This is a genomic window from Chryseobacterium sp. 2P (assembly GCF_059579425.1).
Map to the genome: position 1 here is coordinate 347,964 of NZ_CM184194.1, position 22,081 is coordinate 370,044.

General features: G+C 34.3%; 4 protein-coding genes. All 4 read left to right on the top strand.

Features of this window, described 5'->3' with window-relative positions:
• Window position 1 precedes the first annotated feature (1 nt).
• The 4 genes from AC52CF_RS01585 to AC52CF_RS01600 are packed head-to-tail and all read left to right on the top strand — an operon-like array spanning window position 2 to window position 22,080.
• Window positions 2–4,324, top strand: a complete 4,323-nt coding sequence (locus AC52CF_RS01585; protein WP_214587374.1) for a type I polyketide synthase — start codon at window positions 2–4, stop codon at window positions 4,322–4,324.
• Between the two features lie 20 nt (window positions 4,325–4,344).
• Window positions 4,345–14,925: a non-ribosomal peptide synthetase gene (locus AC52CF_RS01590; RefSeq protein WP_214587373.1), complete on the top strand. Its 10,581-nt coding sequence runs from the start codon at window positions 4,345–4,347 to the stop codon at window positions 14,923–14,925.
• Between the two features lie 5 nt (window positions 14,926–14,930).
• Window positions 14,931–15,917, top strand: a complete 987-nt coding sequence (locus AC52CF_RS01595) for a TauD/TfdA family dioxygenase (protein WP_214587372.1) — start codon at window positions 14,931–14,933, stop codon at window positions 15,915–15,917.
• 25 nt (window positions 15,918–15,942) lie between these two features.
• Window positions 15,943–22,080: a non-ribosomal peptide synthetase gene (locus AC52CF_RS01600; protein WP_214587371.1), complete on the top strand. Its 6,138-nt coding sequence runs from the start codon at window positions 15,943–15,945 to the stop codon at window positions 22,078–22,080.
• The last annotated feature ends 1 nt before the right edge of the window (window position 22,081 follow it).

Here is a 22,081-nt window from a genome sequence, read left to right on the forward strand (position 1 = left end):
CATGCAAAGAGAATCTTTAAAAAGAGATATAGCAATAATAGGTGTTTCATGTATATTTTCCGGTTGCGATAATCCCCTTACATTTTGGGAAGAACTCGCCAATGGAAATGAACTGATTGAATTTTATACAGATCAGGAATTATTGGAAAGCGGAGTAGAAGCCAAGACCATTCAAGATCCTGGGTATGTAAAAGTAAAAACATTTATAGATCACTCTGATAGCTTTGATTATTCATTTTTTGGTTACACCAAGGATGAAGCTAACAGTATGGATCCGCAAACCAGAATTTTACATCAATTGGTATGGAATGCATTTGAAGATTCATGCTATGATCCATCAAAAATTCAGGACAAAGTAGGTTTATATCTTACTGCTCCGGATAATTTCAATTGGATCGCTCATACAACTATTAATAAAAAAGATACAGTTGATCCTTTTTATTTGTCACAAATCAACAATAAAAATTTTTGCAGTTCTTTAATTTCATATAACCTGAATTTAAAGGGACCAAGTATTTTTATGGATACTGCATGCTCAAGCTCACTGGTGGCTATACATACTGCATGTAGGGCTTTGTTACTAAGAGAGTGTTCCATGTCGGTTGTAGGAGGAATTGCCTTAAATACCAAAGATGAAAAAGGGTATATGTATGAAGAAGGTATGATCTCTTCTAAAGATGGGCATTGCAGGGCGTTTGATGAAAATTCTAGTGGAACAGTAGGTACAGAAGGTGGTGGTGTGGTTGTATTGAAGAGATTAGAAGATGCTCTTAATGATAACGATCAGATCTATGCGATTATAAGAGCAACTGCCGTTAACAATGACGGAAAAAGAAAAGTAGGATACACAGCACCCAGCATATCAGGCCAAGTTGATTGTATAAAACAAGCTCATAATTTTGCTAAGGTTTCCCTTAATGAGATTTCTTATATAGAGACTCATGGTACCGGGACAAAACTGGGGGATCCTATTGAAATAGAGGCTCTTAATAAGTCATTTAATTATGATCAAACTTTAACGTGCGCCATAGGAACTGTAAAGTCTAACTTAGGACATACTGGTAATGCAGCAGGGATTGCTGGAATTATTAAAACAGCCTTATCTTTAAAAAATAGGATAATACCACCATCTTTACATTATGTAAAAGCAAATTCAGAAATAAGTTTTAATAAGGGGCCATTTTATGTTAATACTCAAGCAAAACTATGGGAAACGAAAGATAATGGTCCATTAATTGCGGGAGTAAGCAGTTTCGGAATTGGGGGAACCAATGCTCACGCAATTTTAGAAAATTTTGTACCTGATCATACAAACAATCATAAGGATAAACAGGTAAGTAATGTCATAGCCTACTCTGCCAAAAGACCTGAAGCTTTAAGGCAATATTTTACAAAGCTAAAAAAAATTATCACCAAAAATCATGAAATTAACCTTTCAGACCTTTCCTATTCTTTAAACACAGGAAGGGCTCAATTTGATTATAGAAATACTGTCGTTTTCAAAGACAGAGAAGATTTATTAAATAAACTAGAAACTAAAAAAGATCTCTACCAAAAAGCAAAATCTTCTCAGCCTATTGTTTTTATATTTCCCGGGCAGGGAGCACAATATTTTAAAATGGGAGAACAGCTTTATCAACAAGAAGAGGGTTTTAAGCAGTATATAGATCAAGGGCTTTTAATTCTGAAAAATAAATTTAATACAGATTATTCTCACATCCTAGGATATGGTGGCACTGATATTTTCGATCCTTTAAAAATTAACGAAACAAAATATACCCAACCTTTATTATTTCTTATTGAGTATGCATTGGCAAAATTTTTTATTGAAATAGGTATAAAACCTTCATTAATGATAGGTCATAGTCTGGGAGAATATGCTGCTGCATGTATTTCTGGAGTACTTTCTTTTGAAGACGGATTATTGTTGGTGGCAGAAAGAGCTTTGCTGATGAGTAAATTACCAACCGGGAAAATGATGGCCGTAAATGCTTCTTTTGAACAAGTAAAAAATGAAATAACGAATAATGTTTCAATCGCAGCGATCAATTCAGGTCATACAACAGTTTTATCAGGAACAGAAGAAGATATTCAGGAGTGTATCAATATATTTAATAAAAAAAATATTACAACCACACTTTTAAAAACCTCACACGCTTTCCATTCTCATATGATGGATGATATTTCTTCAGATTTTGAAAATTTATTTTCTGAAATTAATTTATTGGAACCAGAAATTCCATATATATCTAATCTTACTGCCAATTTTATTTCAAATGATGAAGCGAAATCATCTCAATATTGGAAAGAACAAATGCTGAATACAGTTCTTTTTGAAAAAGGGATTAAAAATATTCTGAGGGAGTCAAAGGAGTATATATTCATTGAATTAGGGCCTTCTACATTAACAAATGCAATTAAACAAAACGAGTGTTATAAAGATAATGCCATTATTAGAGTATTGCCAAAGTTCAATGAAAATGAAGAACAGAAGTTTTTGCACAAAGCTTTGGGAGAATTGTGGCAATCTGGTATTAATATAGATTGGAGTAAATATTATCAAAATAAAAGGAAAAAGAAAATTTCATTACCCACTTATCCATTTGAAAAAAATAAACTGGATTTTCATGTCAATCCTTTTAAGCAATTTAACATTGATAATAACTCTTTGTTTTTAGACCTTTTATATCAGAAAAAGTGGAAGAATAGTCAATTGTTTAAAGATGCAAAAGAGGAGAAGGCAACCTACATTATTTTTTCGGAAAACAGTGATTTATCGCAAAGTATAATTCTTGAACTGGCAAGCAGGAAAATTGACTTTATAGAGTTAGAAAGGAATGATTTTTTTAATGAAAATGAGGAAATAAATCTAGCAAATGTTAAGGATTATTTGGATAGAATTATTAATACTGATAGTACTAATTATCAAATTGTTTTCACTTGGAACATACAGGATAATCTATTAAGTGCAATGGTTTCTGTTTTCAAATTATTTAATATCATCGGAAAATTTTTAATCTCTAAGGATTCAATGTCAACCCATAAGATTACTTTATTGGGTCATTATAATAACATGGAAATTAATGAAAATAGCAATATAACATTACTATCTTCTTTTAGTCAGCTATATGTATGCGCACAGGAAAATAAAAATATATTCAGTTTTCTTTTAGATGTTCCGTCAGGAAATGATATTTCTTATCAAAAATTAATTGATGAAATAAAATACAACTTTTCAGATCCTGTTGTAACTTATAAAGGAGATCAAAGATATATTCCTTTTTACGAAAGACGGAGTGAGGAAAATTATAATGTTCAGCTCGATTCCAAAGTTATTCTTGTAATTGGAGGTTTTGGCAAAATCGGGACAATTTTGATTAGTTACCTGTTAAAAAGCAACGCTAAAGTTGTTGTTGTTGGCAGAAAATCAGTTGATAAGTTGGATGAAATATTCAAAAGTAGAATAGGGAACGAGGTGTCTTATTTTACTTCTGATATTTCTAACCTTGAGGCTTTTGGATCAACAGTTACTCTTATAGAACAGGAATGTGGAAAAATTAATGGAGTATTAAACTTAACTGGAAGCCCTTCGGACGACTCTTTAAAACTTATAGAGCATATTGATGTGGAAACGATTCAGGATCAGCTGTCTTCAAAAGTTCAGGGAATTATCAACTTATATGAAATTTTCTCCAGCAGAAACCTTGATTTTGTATGGATTAGTTCCAGTTTATCAGCGGTACTTGGTGGTCAGACCTTTGGAGCTTATTCCGTAGCCAATTCTTATATGGATTATTTTATAGGTAAATCTAAGCCTGAAAATTGGACCAGCATCAATCTGGACGGGTACAGTGAGGGAGCAATAAATGATATTAAGCTCATTGAAATATTTAAAACCACAGTGTTTTCCAATGCACAAAATCATCACATCGTTGCATCTATTAAAAATCCCAATCAGTACCTGACTTATGATTATAAAATACAAGATAGTCCGGCAGATTTTATTTCCTCAGCCAATCTATATAGCACCGATTATGTAGAGCCTGTTTCAACTACAGAAATTAAACTTTGTAGATTATTTAATACCTTTTTTGAGCCTAAAAAAGTTGGAACTAAAGATAATTTCTTCGAATTAGGTGGAGATTCATTAAAAGCAATGACCGTTTTGAAAAGTGTAAATAAAGAATTCAATCTGGAACTAACTCCCCAAGATCTTTATGCTGCCCCTACAATAAAAGATCTTGCCCTTCATATAGAAATGATATTATTTGTTTCAAAAACAGTAGTCAGCAATGAGCCGGACCGAAAGACTATCATCATATAAATCCTATTCTTTACCATTATATGTTAAATTTATTAGAAGAATTAAAAGATAAAAATATTTACATTTCTGTAAAAGATAATAACCTTGTTATTGACACCACAGAAGATATTGAAGAAAGTCTTATCAAACGAATTAGGCTTTATAAAGAGGAGATCATATCCTATATCCTAAAGCATAATTCTAATAGCATTACCAAACATACCGCTACCGGAAAAGATCATCCTGTTTCAGATGCTCAGAAAAGGTTGTGGTTACAAAGTCTTACTGAGGAAGGATCTAAATCTTATCATATCAATTATCCTATTGAGCTTCCTTCAACTTATAATCTGGAAATAGTCAGACTTGCTGTTTTACAATTGATCAAAAACTTTGAGATTTTCAGAACGGTATTTAATCTTAACAACAAAGGAGAAATAAAGCAAAGCGTTTTAGAGGAAGATAATACAGGATTTGATGTTGAAATTATTGATCTTAAGGATGAATCAGATGCTATAAAAGTAATAGAAAATGCTGTTCAAGACTTGAATTCATTGGCATTCGATCTGACTAAAGGATCCTTGCTTAGATGTAAAATTTTTGAGCTTAAAGATAAGATTGTTGTATATTTTATCTTCCATCATATTATTATTGATGGAGTGTCTTTGAATATTATAAAGCAAAATATTTTGAACTATTATTTTGCAATATTGCATTCAGAAGAAATAAGTACTCCAAAGTTACAGTATCTGGATTATACATATTGGAAACTTGAGGCAGTTAATAATGGAAGTTATAATGTTGCGCAACGATATTGGGTAGAGCTTTTGTCTAAAAAAATTCCAACAATCGATTTACCTTCTTATGTTAAAAGACCATCCGTTAAAACATTTAACAGCTACTCATTAAAGACAGTTATTTCTTCAGGACTTACCCAAAAGTTGGAAGCATTTGCTAAAGATAACAAAGGAACTTTAAATGTAAGTTTACTGAGCGCTATTTATGTCATATTAAATAAATATACTTCAGAAAATGACATTACATTAGGGACTTTTACTTCCGGAAGAAATCATCCAAGCCTTAATGAAATGCCTGGGCTTTTTGTGAATACCATCGTACTAAATACCGTATTGGAACCTCAAAAAGATACTTCAACAGATATATTCAGAAAGGTAAAGGAGTCTTTTACAAAAGCTTTTACATATCAGGATTACCCTTTTGATTTGTTAATTGAAGATTTACAATTATCCCCAGATGTTTCGAGAAATTCCTTATTTGATATCACTGTGGTTTTTCAGGATTATCTGGATAATGAACTCAATGAAATATACAATGATGAAATCGTAGAAATAGGATTTACTAAGAGAGCTTTTGATATTAACTTTGAGTTTATAAATAAAGGATCTTTTTTAGAAATGATTACAACATTTAATGTAGACATTTATAACAAAGAAACAATTATTGGATTTATATCTCACTTTAAAGAAGTACTTCATCAGTTTGTTTTTTCTTCTGAAATTCCGTTAAAATCTCTGGATTACATAAGTTCTGAAGAAAAGGCAATTTTGGAGTCATTTAATTCTACGGAAGTTAACTACCCTAGTGATGAAACCATTATAAGTTTATTTGAAAAACAGGTATTAATAACGCCTGATCATATAGCGGTTGTCTATGAAGATATTTCATTGACTTATTTTGAACTGAATGCAAGATCGAATCAGCTGGCTCATTATTTACGTGAGAAATATTCCATAAATGGAGATGATTTGATCTGTATTGAACTTCCTCGAAGTGATAAGATGATTGAGGGTATTTTAGGGATATTGAAGTCGGGAGGAGCTTACGTTCCAATTGATGTAGATTACCCGCAGGATAGAAAGGATTATATTTTGGCTGATACCAATTCTAAGGTAACAATAGACGAATCTTTTCTTTTGGATTTTGAATTGGTAAGAAATTACTATTCGACAGAGAATGTAGATATATTTATCAGGCCGGATCATTTGGCTTATATCATCTATACTTCGGGAACGACAGGAAATCCTAAAGGGGTAATGATTGAACATAAAAATGTGGTTCGTTTATTGTTTAATGATCATTCGCTTTATGATTTTAATAGTAATGATTCCTGGACATTATTCCATTCCTATAATTTTGATTTTTCGGTATGGGAGTGTTATGGCGCTTTACTCTACGGAGGAAGTCTTCATGTAATCACCAGAAAGACAGCTCAGGATCCTGGCTCCTTTTTAAGCTATCTTATCAAGAACAATATAACTATATTAAACCAGACCCCAGCTGCTTTTTATAACCTGTCGGAATATGATAAATTATTTAATCAAGGGCAGTTGGCTTTGCGATACATAATCTTTGGAGGAGAGGCCCTTAATCCTCTTATGCTACAGGATTTTCATCGTAAATATCCGGAAATCCGTATGATTAATATGTACGGAATCACAGAAACTACCGTCCATGTTACCTATAAAGAACTTAGCGCTGCAGATATGACACGCTCTTTATCTAATATAGGCAAACCTATTGCGACATTGGGCTGTTACATACTAGATAAATATCATCACATTGTACCTATAGGTGTTGTTGGTGAGCTTTACATTTCGGGTTCAGGACTGGCCCGAGGCTATCTTAATCTTGAAGAATTGACAGAAGATAAGTTTTTAGACAATCCATTTGTTCCAGGAACAAAGATGTACCGTACGGGAGATTTGGGACGCTGGTTGCCAGATGGTAATATTGAGTATTTAGGCAGAATTGACCATCAGGTAAAGATACGTGGGCATCGGATAGAGCTGGGAGAGATCGACAGTTATGTTTTAACTTACAATGCAGATATAAAGAGCGTAGTTACTGAAGTTAAGGAACATGGAGGAGATAAGATTCTGGTGGTATATTATGTTTCCGGCTCCCCGATAGATAAGCATGATTTATCACAATATCTTGCAGGAAAGCTTCCCCAGTATATGCTTCCGGGTTTTTATGTAGAATTGGATCATATTCCTTTAACGAGCAACGGGAAGGTTGACCGAAAGAGTTTACCTGAGGTAAGCAGTACGGATATGATTAAAAATGAATATGTAGCGGCGAGAAATGAAGAAGAACAAGTGCTGGTTTCTATTTGTGAGCAGGTCTTAAAGTATAGACCTATCAGTATTCGAGACAATTATTATAACCTTGGAGGAGATTCCATAAAATCAATTCAGATCGTTTCCAGGCTTCGTCAGCAAGGGTATAGCCTTAAGGTAGAACATATTCTTCAGTATCCGATTTTAGAAGAGCTGGCAGGTTATATCACGACAGATATTGTTGAGATTGATCAGTCTGTTGTTATAGGAGAAAGTATACTTACTCCTATCCAAAGATATTTCTTTGAGAGTGAGGATATTGTTAACAAGAATCATTATAACCAGTCTGTTATCCTAAAGAGTACAGAAAAGCTTTCGGTAGCTGCATTAGAAACTTCTATAAAACGTCTTGTCGAGCATCATGATGCCTTGAGAATGGTTTATAGCGAGAAAGCTGGATTTTGGGTTCAATATAATTCAGGAATAGAAAATAATCACTATCATTTGCAATCTTTTGATCTAAAAGATAGCGGAAGTAACTCAGAAGAATTATCCCGATTACAAGAGATAGGCGAGGAGCTTCAAAGCTCCATAGATATAACTTCAGGAGTTCTATTTCATGTAGGCCATGTATCAATGAGTGATGGCGAGCGTCTTATATTAGTGGTTCATCACTTGGTAGTTGATGGTGTATCATGGCGTATCTTGTTGGAAGATTTAGGAAAGTTATACAAATCGGAAGTTCAGGGGCTATCTTATGAGCTTCCCTCCAAGACAGATTCTTTCCAGCGTTGGGGTAACGCATTGGAGGATTATAGCAAAAGCTCAGCATTATCTAAAGAGCGTTTGTATTGGGAAGGAATAGAATCCGAAACATATGCTTCCATTACTACGGATTATCCGGTGAAAGGCAAACAGATCTTAGAAAACAGCTTAGGTTTTGACCTGAATACCGATACTACAAAATTACTACAAACACTTGCGGGTAGGAAGTATAATGCAGAGATCAATGATGTTTTATTAACCGGCTTAGCATTGTCTCTAAAGGATCAGTTTGGAGTATGCAAGACGAAAGTTTTGATGGAAGGCCATGGTCGTGAGACTATGGGTACAGGTTTAGATATCAGCCGTACGGTGGGTTGGTTTACCAGTGTGTATCCTTTTAATCTTGATATCAGTGATGATAGCCAACCCGTCATGGTAAGTGTAAAGGAGGGTATGCGAGAGATTCCGAATAAAGGAATCGGTTATGGTATTCTGAATTATCTGAATGAGCCATTTACTCCAAAGAGTTTGGCTTGGTTACAGTTTAACTACCTTGGCGACTTTGATGATGCAGGAAATTATGATACAGGAGAATCTCAATCATTATTCAGTTATAGTTCTGAAAATATAGGTCCTTCCGTTTCCTTGGATAATTTATTTACAGATATCTTACTGGATGTTTCCGGGATGACGGTTAATGGAGTAATGAATATCAATATTCGTTTCTCGAATAAAGTATTTACAGCAAATACGATAGAGTCTCTTTTATCAGCATATCAGTCTCATTTAGAATCTATGATCAGAGAAAGCGAAGATTCATCAGTGGCTTTAACCCCATCAGACCTTACTTACAAATACAAAGGCTTATCATTCAGTATCATTGAAGAAATCAGTAAAGATGCTGAAATAGAAGATATTTACGAACTTTCTCCGATGCAGCAAGGATTGTATTACCATTGGTTAGTAAATCCTAAAGGTTTGTCATATTTTATGCAGACCTCCTATCGTGTTAAGGCTTCTGACCTAGATTTATCTCTGATAGAAAAGGCATTTGGAGCATTGGTTAACCGTTATACCATTCTTCGTACTTCCTTTGAGAACCGTTATGGAGAAGTTCCTTTACAGATTGTTCATAAAGAGGCTCGAGTTGACTTTAAGCATTTGATCCTGGCATCCGAACTTGAATTAGATAATATTAAACAAGGCGATATAGACCGAGGTTTTATTCTGAGTGAGCCTACGCAGATGCGTTTACTTGTGGTTGAATTACCGGATGGATATTATGAGTTTATTTGGAGTCATCACCATATCATTATGGACGGTTGGTGCCTGAGTATTTTAATTAATGATTTTTCCACAATATTAGGGAGCCTTCAAAATGGTATTTCGATTCCGTTACCTGATACAGAGAAATACTCATCCTATATTAAGTGGCTTGAAAGTGTGGATAAAGAAGAAGCTTTAGCATATTGGAAAAACTATCTTCAGGGCATTGATTCCCCTACATTGATTCCTTTTGTTAATACAGATGAAGCATCCTCTTCCCATTACCTTACCGAAACCCTTAGCATAAGAGATCATGATTTTGGTGCTATTGAAAATTTCTGCCAAGATTTAGGGATTACATTGAACACTTACGTTCAAGGAGCATGGTCTTATCTTTTAAGTTCATATAATTCCTCAGAAGAAGTAGTCTTTGGCAGCGTAGTATCCGGAAGACCTGCAGAGATTCCAGGTATTGAGAATATGGTGGGCCTTTTTATCAATACGATCCCCGTATGTGCACGAATTGGGGAAGAGGATACTCCACGAAGTTTATTAAATCAGATTCATCAGGATTCTATTCAGAGTAGCCGTTATCACTTTAATAGTTTGGCAGAGATCCAGTCTTTATCCTCTTTAGGAAAAGAACTGATAAATCATATTATTGTTTTTGAGAACTATGTAAAGAATGATAAAGGTAATGTAGAAACAAGTTCATATGCGGGCTTATCGTCTGAGTCAGTAGGTTCTTTTGAACAGACAAATTACCCCCTTACGATTGTAGCAGTTCCTGACCATGGCGGTCTGCATATTGAGTTCCGTTATGATGCTTCATTGCTTTCGACATCCTCAATGAAGTTTTTGGTATCTCACTTTAAAGAAGTACTTCATCAGTTTGTTTTTTCTTCTGAAATTCCGTTAAAATCTCTGGATTACATAAGTTCTGAAGAAAAGGCAATTTTGGAGTCATTTAATTCTACGGAAGTTAACTACCCTAGTGATGAAACCATTATAAGTTTATTTGAAAAACAGGTATTAATAACGCCTGATCATATAGCGGTTGTCTATGAAGATATTTCATTGACTTATTTTGAACTGAATGCAAGATCGAATCAGCTGGCTCATTATTTACGTGAGAAATATTCCATAAATGGAGATGATTTGATCTGTATTGAACTTCCTCGAAGTGATAAGATGATTGAGGGTATTTTAGGGATATTGAAGTCGGGAGGAGCTTACGTTCCAATTGATGTAGATTACCCGCAGGATAGAAAGGATTATATTTTGGCTGATACCAATTCTAAGGTAACAATAGACGAATCTTTTCTTTTGGATTTTGAATTGGTAAGAAATTACTATTCGACAGAGAATGTAGATATATTTATCAGGCCGGATCATTTGGCTTATATCATCTATACTTCGGGAACGACAGGAAATCCTAAAGGGGTAATGATTGAACATAAAAATGTGGTTACACTAATCTATTGGTCACAAACAGTATTTCCGAAAGAAGATTTTGATATTATATATGCTGCGACTTCTTATTGTTTTGATATTTCTGTATATGAAATGTTTTTAGCTCTTTCTTGTGGTAAGAAGCTAAGAATCTTACAAAATGCTTTTAAAATTAGCGATTATGCAAAAGTAGATAAGAATATTTTAATTAATACGGTACCTTCAGTTTTATTGAGCATTTCTTCAGAAGAATTATTTGAAAATGTAAAAATTCTGAACTTAGCAGGCGAGGCGTTAACTTATAAGCATATTCGCCATGTTCCTTTAGAATCTTTAAAATTATATAATATTTATGGACCATCAGAAGACACTGTTTATAGTACCTTTTTTAAAGTTAAAAGAAAAGCTGTTACAGTTCCAATCGGCAAGCCTATATCAAATACTCAGGTTTACATACTAGATAAATATCATCACATTGTACCTATAGGTGTCGTTGGTGAGCTTTACATTTCAGGTTCAGGACTGGCCCGAGGTTATCTTAATCTTGAAGAATTGACAGAAGATAAGTTTTTAAATAATCCATTTGTTCCAGGAACAAAGATGTATCGTACGGGAGATTTGGGACGCTGGTTGCCAGATGGTAATATTGAGTATTTAGGCAGAATCGACCATCAGGTAAAGATACGTGGGCATCGGATAGAGCTGGGAGAGATCGACAGTTATGTTTTAACTTACAGTGCAGATATAAAGAGCGTAGTTACGGAAGTTAAGGAACATGGAGGAGATAAGATTCTGGTGGTATATTATGTTTCCGGCTCCCCGATAGATAAGCATGATTTATCACAATATCTTGCAGGAAAGCTTCCCCAGTATATGCTTCCGGGTTTTTATGTAGAGCTAGAGAGTATTCCATTGACAAATAATGGTAAGATTGATCGTAATAATCTTCCTGCAGTATTGTCAAAAGATTTAATTAAGAATGAATATGTAGCCCCGGTTACAGTACATCAGCGTATTTTGGTAGAAGTCTGCGCACAGGTGCTTAAGTATGAATCAATAAGTATCAAGGACAATTTTTATAATCTAGGGGGAGATTCAATAAAATCAATTCAAATTGTATCAAGACTACGCCAGCAAGGCTATAGCCTTAAGGTAGAACACATTCTACAATATCCTGTATTAGAGGATCTGTCTCGTTATATAACGAGTGAAGTGGTTTTGATTGATCAGTCAGCCGTCACAGGCACCTCTATTTTAACCCCTATCCAAAGATATTTCTTTGAGAGTGAAGACATAGTTAACAAAAGCCATTATAACCAATCTGTTATTTTAAAAAGTATACAGCGGCTTTCATTCTCTTCTTTGGAAGCTTCTATAAAACGTCTTGTTGAACATCATGATGCATTGAGAATGGTCTATAACAATGTGGAAGGTATCTGGACCCAATTTAATGCAGATGCTACTTCTAAACATTATAGTTTTGAGTATTTTGACTTAAGAACAAGCGCATCAAGCAAATCAGAAGAACTTGAAAGTCTACAAAAGATAGGAGAAAATCTTCAAAGCAATATTGATATAAGTTCGGGTATTTTATTTAATGTTGGACATGTTTCCATGAAAGATGGAGATCGTATTATATTAGTGGTTCATCACTTGGTAATTGATGGAGTATCATGGCGTATCTTGTTGGAAGATTTAGGAAGATTGTACGAGTCCGTAGTTCTGGGCTTATCATTTGATCTTCCGACCAAAACAGATTCTTTCCAAAATTGGGGAAAAGCTTTAGATGAATACAGCAGGAGCTTAGAACTCTCTAAAGAACGTTTATATTGGGAAGGAGTAGAGTCTAAACAGTATGATACTATTGTGACGGATTATCCGGTATTAGGGAAGACTATTTTAGAAAATACGCTTGGCTTTACTTTAACATCAGAAACTACAAAATTATTACAGACCCGTGCGGGAAGGAAATATAATGCGGATATTAATGATGTTTTACTGACTGGTTTAGGATTAGCGTTACAAGACTATTTTGGTGTAAGAACTACTAAAGTTCTAATGGAAGGTCATGGTAGAGAAGTAATGAAGACTGGTCTTGATCTCAGCCGAACAATAGGTTGGTTTACCAGTGTATATCCTTTTAGTCTTGATATCAGTGATGAGAGCCAGCCATCTTTGGTAAGTGTAAAAGAAAGTTTACGCCGTATTCCCAATAAAGGAATTGGTTATGGTGTGCTCCATTATCTACAGCAAGAGATTCTTTCTGTGTCCAAAGCGAGTGTTTTATTTAATTATTTAGGAGACTTTAATGATATAGGAGCTGGTGATTCAGGTACAGAAGCTATAACTTCTTCTATATTGAGCTATTCATCAGAATACATTGGCTCACCGGTTTCCCGCGATAACCTTTTAACCGATATTTTACTAGATGTTTCCGGCATGACGGTAAACGGCGAGATGAGTATTCATATCCGTTTCTCAGGTAAAGTATTTAAAGAAAGTACAATAGAAAGGTTATTATCTTATTATCGTACCCATTTAGAAACTATGATTAAAGAAAGTGAAGCTTCATCAGTGGTGCTTACTCCCTCAGATCTTACCTATAACAGATTGCCATTTACTACTCTTGCAGAAATGAGTAAAGATTCAGAAGTAGAAGATATTTATGAGCTTTCACCGATGCAGCAGGGATTGTATTACCATTGGCTGTTAGATACTAATAGTTCTGCATACTTTATGCAGACTTCATATAGAATTAAGTCTGTAGATCTGGATTTATCCCATGTAGAAGAAGCGTTTCGTATATTGGTTAACCGTTATACAATTCTACGAACCTCTTTTGAGAACCGTTATTGGGAGGTACCTTTACAGATTGTTCATAAGAATGCTCGTGTCGAGTTCATGCATTTACAGTTAGAATCGGGATATCAATTAGCTTCAATTAAAAATGACGATATACACCGTGGTTTTAATTTGGGAGAACCGACGCAGATGCGTTTAATGGTTGTGGAATTACTGGATGATTACTATGAGTTTATTTGGAGCCATCACCATATCATTATGGATGGTTGGTGCCTGAGCATTTTAATCAATGATTTTTCAACCATTTTACAGAGCCTTCAGCAGGAAAACACTTTGTCCCTACCAGAACCTGAAAAATACTCTTCGTATATTAAGTGGCTAAGTACTGTAAACAGGGATTCTACTTTGGAGTACTGGAGAAGATATCTTGATGGTTTAAGTTCAACAAATCTTATTCCATTTGAGAAACCAAAAGAAAACATTGGATATGATCTAGCATCTCATGTCTCTTTTATAAACCGTGCGACATACAAAGAACTTGTTAAGTTCTGTCAGGATTTAGGAGTGACCCTGAATACATATGTGCAAGCAGCATGGTCTTATTTGTTGAGTTCTTATAATCATTCTGAAGATATAATATTCGGAGCCGTAGTCTCAGGAAGACCTCCGGAAGTATCAGGAATTGAAAGTATGGTAGGTTTGTTTATTAATACCATTCCTATTCGTGTTATTTTTAACAGTAATGATACTCCACGAAGTATTTTAAATAAAGTTCACGAGGATTCTATAAAAAGTACAGATCACCATTACCTCAGTCTTGCAGAGATACAGTTGAAAAGAAATCTAATCAATCACATTCTCATATTCGAAAATTTTTTAATGAGCAATGATATAGCAAATAACAGCGGATCTAATAAAATGACAGTAGAAAAGTCTAATCTACATTTACAGACTACCTATGATTTTAATTTTGAAATTTTACCTACAGGACAGGACATGCGGATTTTGGTTGATTATAACAAAAATGTTTTTGATGATTATTCAGTTGCCAATATTGTAAAGACATTCGAAGATATTTTAGTGTTTTTTAAAGATAATATTGATCTTCCACTACATGAAGCCAAAGAAAAGTTAGAAAAGCAGAGTATATATTTTAAAGCAGTTGTTCAACAAAACATAAAAGAAATCATAACCTCTATGGATGCTGATTTTATCAAACAAAAAAATTCAAAAAAGCTAAGTGCATTTATAAAAAAATAACAATTATGGACAGATTAAGCAAATTAAAAAACCAGAACAATACTCCAGTATCTTCAGACGATAATATTTTAAAAGATTTTATAAATGAAGAAAAATATCCTTTTGTAGTTCAGGCATCGGATTCTAATATTAATTTAAAAGATTGGCTTAAAGAAAACAGCGAATATTTCGATAAACATTTATTAGAGTATGGAGCCATATTATGTAGAGGATTTAATATTGATACTGCAGAAAAATTTCAAGATTTGGTTTCAGTTTTTGAAAAGCCAGCTTTAGAATATAAGTTCCGCTCTTCACCTAGGTATTCAATAATGAATAACGTATATGTTTCAACAACTTATCCTAATAGTTACAGTATCAATATGCATAGCGAGCATTCATATGCACCATCACCGCCAGATAAGATTATATTTTGCTGTATTCAGCCTGCATCATTAAAAGGGGAAACACCTATAGCAGATAACAGAAGAGTACTGGGGAATATAAGTGAAGAAATTAAAAATAAGTTTATGGAAAAAGGAATTCTTTATAAAAGAAGAATGAATGGCTTGTTAGGTTTGCCATGGCAAGAAGTTTTTCAAACAACAGATAAAAATGAAGTAGAAAGAGAGTGTGAAAAGAATGGTATTTCTTATAATTGGCTGGATGAAGATGATTTGGTGGTTACTTGGAAAAAGAAAGCTATTATTGAGCATCCTGTCAGTAAAGAATTAATATGGTTTAATCACGGAATGTTTTTCAACAGATACAGTTACGACGAAATATTATTGTCAGCTATAGATTCTGATGATGAACTCCCCAATAATACTTATTTTGGAGATGGACAGGAGTTTACAAAAGAAGAATATACTGAGCTGTATGAAGCTTATAAGAAAGGAACAGTATATTTCCCGTGGGAAAAAGGAGATGTACTGTTTCTGGATAATTATCTATCTTCTCACGGAAGAAATTCATACGAAGGAGAAAGAAAAATCATTGTTTCTATGTGCTAATTTCATATGAAAATATATTAAATAAATGGAGAAAGTTAAAGGATATAAATTGTCCGAAAATCAGATCAATTTGCTGTCAGTAGGATCAAATAATTTAGACCAGTTCTATAATCAGGTTATTATAAAGATAGAAGATAAATATTCCAGGGAAGACATTATTACCCAAATTTATCAATCCATAAAAGAGCACGAAGTATTATCATATAAAATATTTTCAAGAAATGATCTAACAAGCACTATTCAGTTTGAAGAGGATGGAGAAATTGAAATAAAAGACTGGCACTACGATTATGATGTTGATTACGAGAGCTTTATGCGGGATGTTCAGACGGGTTTCGGACATCGTTATAAATATTCGGAGGATAAAGCGCTTAGAGTGGGGCTGGGATTAGTTTCAGGATATGTTAAATATATCGTTATTCGTCTATATTCATTGTTTGGTGATTTATATAGTGGCTTATATTTGTTGAAAGAAATTAGGGAAAGGATGACGGACCAATATCAACACCAGAATAAAATAGAATTTTATAATTTTTCTTCCTGGCAAAATGAACTTTTGGAGGAGCCTGAAGAGGATGCTAAGTTGTTTTGGGAAATTTATAACGCAACGCCGGAAAATAAGGTTATCCCATTTGGAGGGAAAGCTGAAGTTTTTACTCCGGAAAGAAAAAATATAATTTCTGTCAATAAAGAAAACTACTCTGATCTAATAAAAAGACTGGATAACTTTAACTTACGCGTAGAGACTTATTTAGTATTATGTTTAAATAATTATCTTTCTGTTTATAAAACTGATGATAAAGAAATTACTATCGGCTATGTAAATCAAAACCGGCAATATGATGAGCTTATTCATACCATAGGATACGTGAATTCTATGTCAGCATTAAATCTTAAAGCCCATTCCTCTGGTTTTACTGTATCGGAAAATGCGGTAAGAATTGAAAAAGATATTGAAAATGTAAAAAGTTGGGCAGATTATTTTACTTTAAACAGGAAAAAACAAAACAAAGTATATTTTAAATACGGTTTTGAATATATCGACACCAGAAAAGTTTTGAATCATACGAATATTGACATCGTTAATATATACTCTGTACAGGATATTTTTGACTGTAAGTTTACTGTTATCGATTCAGGTGAAGATTTAACGGTAGATCTGTATTATAATAGTGCTGTTTTTTCACCACTGGAAAAAGAACTTATTGAGGAGCAATTCAAAAAGATTTACCATCAATTACTACACGAACAAAAAGCAGTTGTAACTCAGGTCGATGAAAAAATCACTGCCTTGGCTAACAATACTTCTGTAGCGTTTCCTTCTGGAGATACCGTTGTAAGTTTATTTGAATCACAGGTTTTGAAAACTCCTTCAGCGGTTGCTTTAGAATTTGAAGGGCTTGAGCTTAGTTATGAGGTGTTGAATGAGCGATCCAATCAGTTGGCTCACTACCTTAGGGCTCATTATCATATCGTGTCTGAGGATTTCATCTGTCTGCATCTTTCCCGTAGTGAGAATATGATTATTTCGATTCTGGGGATATTAAAATCAGGAGCAGCTTATGTTCCTGTCGATGTAGATTATCCTGCAGAAAGAATAGAATATATCATCAGTGACAGCAATGCAAAAGTCGTAATAGATGAAAAATTTTTATTGGAATTCAATCATTGCAGAGAAGATTATTCCAAAGAAAATCCATCTGAAGTAAATACAGGTGATAATTCGGCTTATGTAATTTACACTTCCGGAACCACAGGTCATCCTAAAGGAGTTTGTGTAAGCCATATCAATCTTCTCAATTATGTTTTATGGAGTAACAATTTTTATTTCAATGCTGATGAACGGGGAAATTGGGGTATGTTTACCTCTGTTTCGTTTGATTTGTCTGGAACTGCAATTTTCTGCTCTTTAACAAGAGGGAGCAAGCTTTTCCTTGGAAGCCCTGATGATGACAGTTTACAGTGTCTTCTTACCATGCTTGAGCATAAAGAAGTAGATATTCTTAAACTTACTCCATCTCATATTTCCTTATTGAAGACTGCGGAAATTAAATCATCTCAAATCCGAAAAGTCATTTTAGGAGGAGAGAAGCTTCATAATGATCATATCCGTACTCTGTATTCCCTCCGTGAAGACATTGAAATATACGACGAATATGGACCTACAGAAACTACCATAGGATGTATTGCCTCTCGGATCGTAGATTCAGCCGTAAGCATAGGTAAACCCATATCCAATACTCAGGTTCATATCCTTGATGCTGACGGGCATTTAGTTCCGGTTGGAGTTCCCGGAGAACTTTATATATCAGGATTAGGAGTTTCTAAAGGGTATTTAAATCTTCCAGAGCTAACATTAGAGAAGTTTGTTGCTGATCCATATGGATCAGGGGGTAATATGTATCGTACGGGAGATCTTGGCCGGTGGCTTTCAGACGGTAGTATAGAATATCTGGGCAGAGCGGACGAGCAGGTTAAGATAAGGGGTTACCGTATAGAGCTTGGGGAGATTGATAGCCATGTTCTTTCTTACAGCCATGCTATAAAAGCAGCGGTAACAGCAGTTAAGGATCATGAAGGAGATCAGAGCCTTGTGGTGTATTATGTTGTGGATGGCGATATGGATAAGAAAGCGCTGTCTGCTTATCTGGAAAATAAACTTCCTTCCTATATGCTTCCCAACTTTTATGTTGAGCTTGAAAGTATTCCTTTAACGGGTAATGGAAAGACAGACCGTGATAAGCTTCGTGATGTTACATCATCAGATTTGATTAAGCATGAATATGTAGCTCCTAGTAATGATGTTGAGAGACAGCTGAAAGAAATATGGGAAGAGATGCTGGGACTTGATAAAATTAGTGTTACAGATAATTTCTTTGAACTGGGTGGGCATAGTTTGGTTTTGATAAGAATTATCAATAAAATTAAAACCACCTTCAATAAGACCATTTCCATAAAAGACTTTATGGAAAATCCTGTAATTCAGCTGCTGTCGAAATATTTATCAAGACAGAAAAATTCTGAGGGTTTTATATCAATTCCTAAAGTTGAAGAATCACAATATTATCCTGTAAGTCCTACCCAATACAGACTTTGGGTGATACAGCAAAATGAAGAATCTTCAAAAGCATATAACATAAGCCAGGCATATAAATTAAAAGGTGATCTGGAAGCATCAAAACTTGAAGAGTCATTTAAATATTTAATTAACAGATACGAGATCTTAAGGACAGTTTTTGTTAATATAGATGATACCGTCTATCAGCAGATTTTACCTTTTGAAACCGTTAATTTTACCATAGATACTGTTGATTTGTCATCTTCTCAGGATAAAAAGATGGAGCTTACTGCATTTTTAAATGCAAAAGAAATTGAATTTAAATTAAATGAGTTTCCCCTGTTTAAAATTCATCTGATTAAGATGAATAGTAATGAACATATTTTATGGTTTAATATTCATCATATTATTTGTGACGGCTGGTCAAATAACTTATTTGCATCAGAAATCATAAAAGTATACAATTCTTTATTTAAAAATGAAGAAATCAATATGACAGCCCTGAATATTCAATATAAAGACTATGCTGACTGGATAAATAAAAAGAATATTGAGGGATTCAAAGAATATTGGCAGAAATCCCTTTCCGGAAATATTCAAAAAATTGAAATGCCATTTTCAAAAAAAAGAAATAAACAGCAGACGTATAATGGAGATACAGCTCAATTCCTTATTGGGGGTGATGATATGGCAGATATCAGAGAGCTGTTGAACAAAAACAATATTTCACTGTTTACTTATCTTGTGGCTTGCGTCAAAGCATTACTATATAAATACACGAAACAGAGTGATATTATTGTTGGAACCAGCTTTTCAGGAAGAAACCATCCGGATCTTGAAAACCAATTAGGTCTATTTTTAAATACCCTTCCTCTGAGGTCAGTAATTTCCAAAGAAGATACTTTTGATTCTTTTATAAAAAAAGAAAAAAAGATAATTACTGAAGCATTTGATAATGGGGATTATCCATTTGAACAGATGTTGTCAGATATAAATTATCAGAGAGATATAAGCAGATCTGCACTGTTTGATGTTGCGGTTGTTCTTAATAATTACAATAGCATTTTCCTCTCTGAAAAGTCAGATACAATTGATGGATTAATGATTGAAAGTTATCAGATTGAGTATGGAATTGCCAAAACAGATATTGAATTTAGTTTTTCAGAGTCTGATAGCGGACTGTCAGCTGTAATATTATACAATGTTGATTTATACGATAAGGAAGCTATTGGAAAAACGATGAACCATCTTAAGAATATCATACAGAATAGTATTAAATATCCCGATCTTCCTCTTCAGGAGTTAGAATATTTAAGTCCTGAAGAAAAGAAACAGCTGATAACAGATTTTAACAATACTTCTGTAGCGTTTCCTTCTGGAGATACCGTTGTAAGTTTATTTGAATCACAGGTTTTAAAAACTCCTTCAGCGGTTGCTTTAGAATTTGAAGGGCTTGAGCTTAGTTATGAGGTGTTGAATGAGCGATCCAATCAGTTGGCTCACTACCTTAGGGCTCATTATCATATCGTGTCTGAGGATTTCATCTGTCTGCATCTTTCCCGTAGTGAGAATATGATTATTTCGATTCTGGGGATATTAAAATCAGGAGCAGCTTATGTTCCTGTCGATGTAGATTATCCTGCAGAAAGAATAGAATATATCATCAGTGACAGCAATGCAAAAGTCGTAATAGATGAAAAATTTTTATTGGAATTCAATCATTGCAGAGAAGATTATTCCAAAGAAAATCCATCTGAAGTAAATACAGGTGATAATTCGGCTTATGTAATTTACACTTCCGGAACCACAGGTCATCCTAAAGGAGTTTGTGTAAGCCATATCAATCTTCTCAATTATGTTTTATGGAGTAACAATTTTTATTTCAATGCTGATGAACGGGGAAATTGGGGTATGTTTACCTCTGTTTCGTTTGATTTGTCTGGAACTGCAATTTTCTGCTCTTTAACAAGAGGGAGCAAGCTTTTCCTTGGAAGCCCTGATGATGACAGTTTACAGTGTCTTCTTACCATGCTTGAGCATAAAGAAGTAGATATTCTTAAACTTACTCCATCTCATATTTCCTTATTGAAGACTGCGGAAATTAAATCATCTCAAATCCGAAAAGTCATTTTAGGAGGAGAGAAGCTTCATAATGATCATATCCGTACTCTGTATTCCCTCCGTGAAGACATTGAAATATACGACGAATATGGACCTACAGAAACCACCATAGGATGTATTGCCTCTCGGATCGTAGATTCAGCCGTAAGCATAGGTAAACCCATATCCAATACTCAGGTTCATATCCTTGATGCTGACGGGCATTTAGTTCCGGTTGGAGTTCCCGGAGAACTTTATATATCAGGATTAGGAGTTTCTAAAGGGTATTTAAATCTTCCAGAGCTAACATTAGAGAAGTTTGTTGCTGATCCATATGGATCAGGGGGTAATATGTATCGTACGGGAGATCTTGGCCGGTGGCTTTCAGACGGTAGTATAGAATATCTGGGCAGAGCGGACGAGCAGGTTAAGATAAGGGGTTACCGTATAGAGCTTGGGGAGATTGATAGCCATGTTCTTTCTTACAGCCATGCTATAAAAGCAGCGGTAACAGCAGTTAAGGATCATGAAGGAGATCAGAGCCTTGTGGTGTATTATGTTGTGGATGGCGATATGGATAAGAAAGCGCTGTCTGCTTATCTGGAAAATAAACTTCCTTCCTATATGCTTCCCAACTTTTATGTTGAGCTTGAAAGTATTCCTTTAACGGGTAATGGAAAGACAGACCGTGATAAGCTTCGTGATGTTACATCATCAGATTTGATTAAGCATGAATATGTAGCTCCTAGTAATGATGTTGAGAGACAGCTGAAAGAAATATGGGAAGAGATGTTGGGACTTGATAACATTAGTGTTACAGATAATTTCTTTGAACTGGGTGGGAACAGCATGAATGCCATAAGAATTATCGGAGAAATACAGAAAAGATTAAACAAACTACTGAAAATAAATGTCTTTCTTGAGAAACCAACTATAAGTGAGCTGGCTTTAATAATCAGCGAGATGGAAGATAAAGAAGAGGATGTTTTCAGAACCATTATTTAAA

Bases quoted from the DNA above. Each gene is read 5' to 3' on its own strand.
- AC52CF_RS01600 (WP_214587371.1), top strand. From the start codon at position 15,943: ATGGAGAAAGTTAAAGGATATAAATTGTCCGAAAATCAGATCAATTTG.
- AC52CF_RS01590 (WP_214587373.1), top strand. From the start codon at position 4,345: ATGTTAAATTTATTAGAAGAATTAAAAGATAAAAATATTTACATTTCT.
- AC52CF_RS01585 (WP_214587374.1), top strand. From the start codon at position 2: ATGCAAAGAGAATCTTTAAAAAGAGATATAGCAATAATAGGTGTTTCA.
- AC52CF_RS01595 (WP_214587372.1), top strand. From the start codon at position 14,931: ATGGACAGATTAAGCAAATTAAAAAACCAGAACAATACTCCAGTATCT.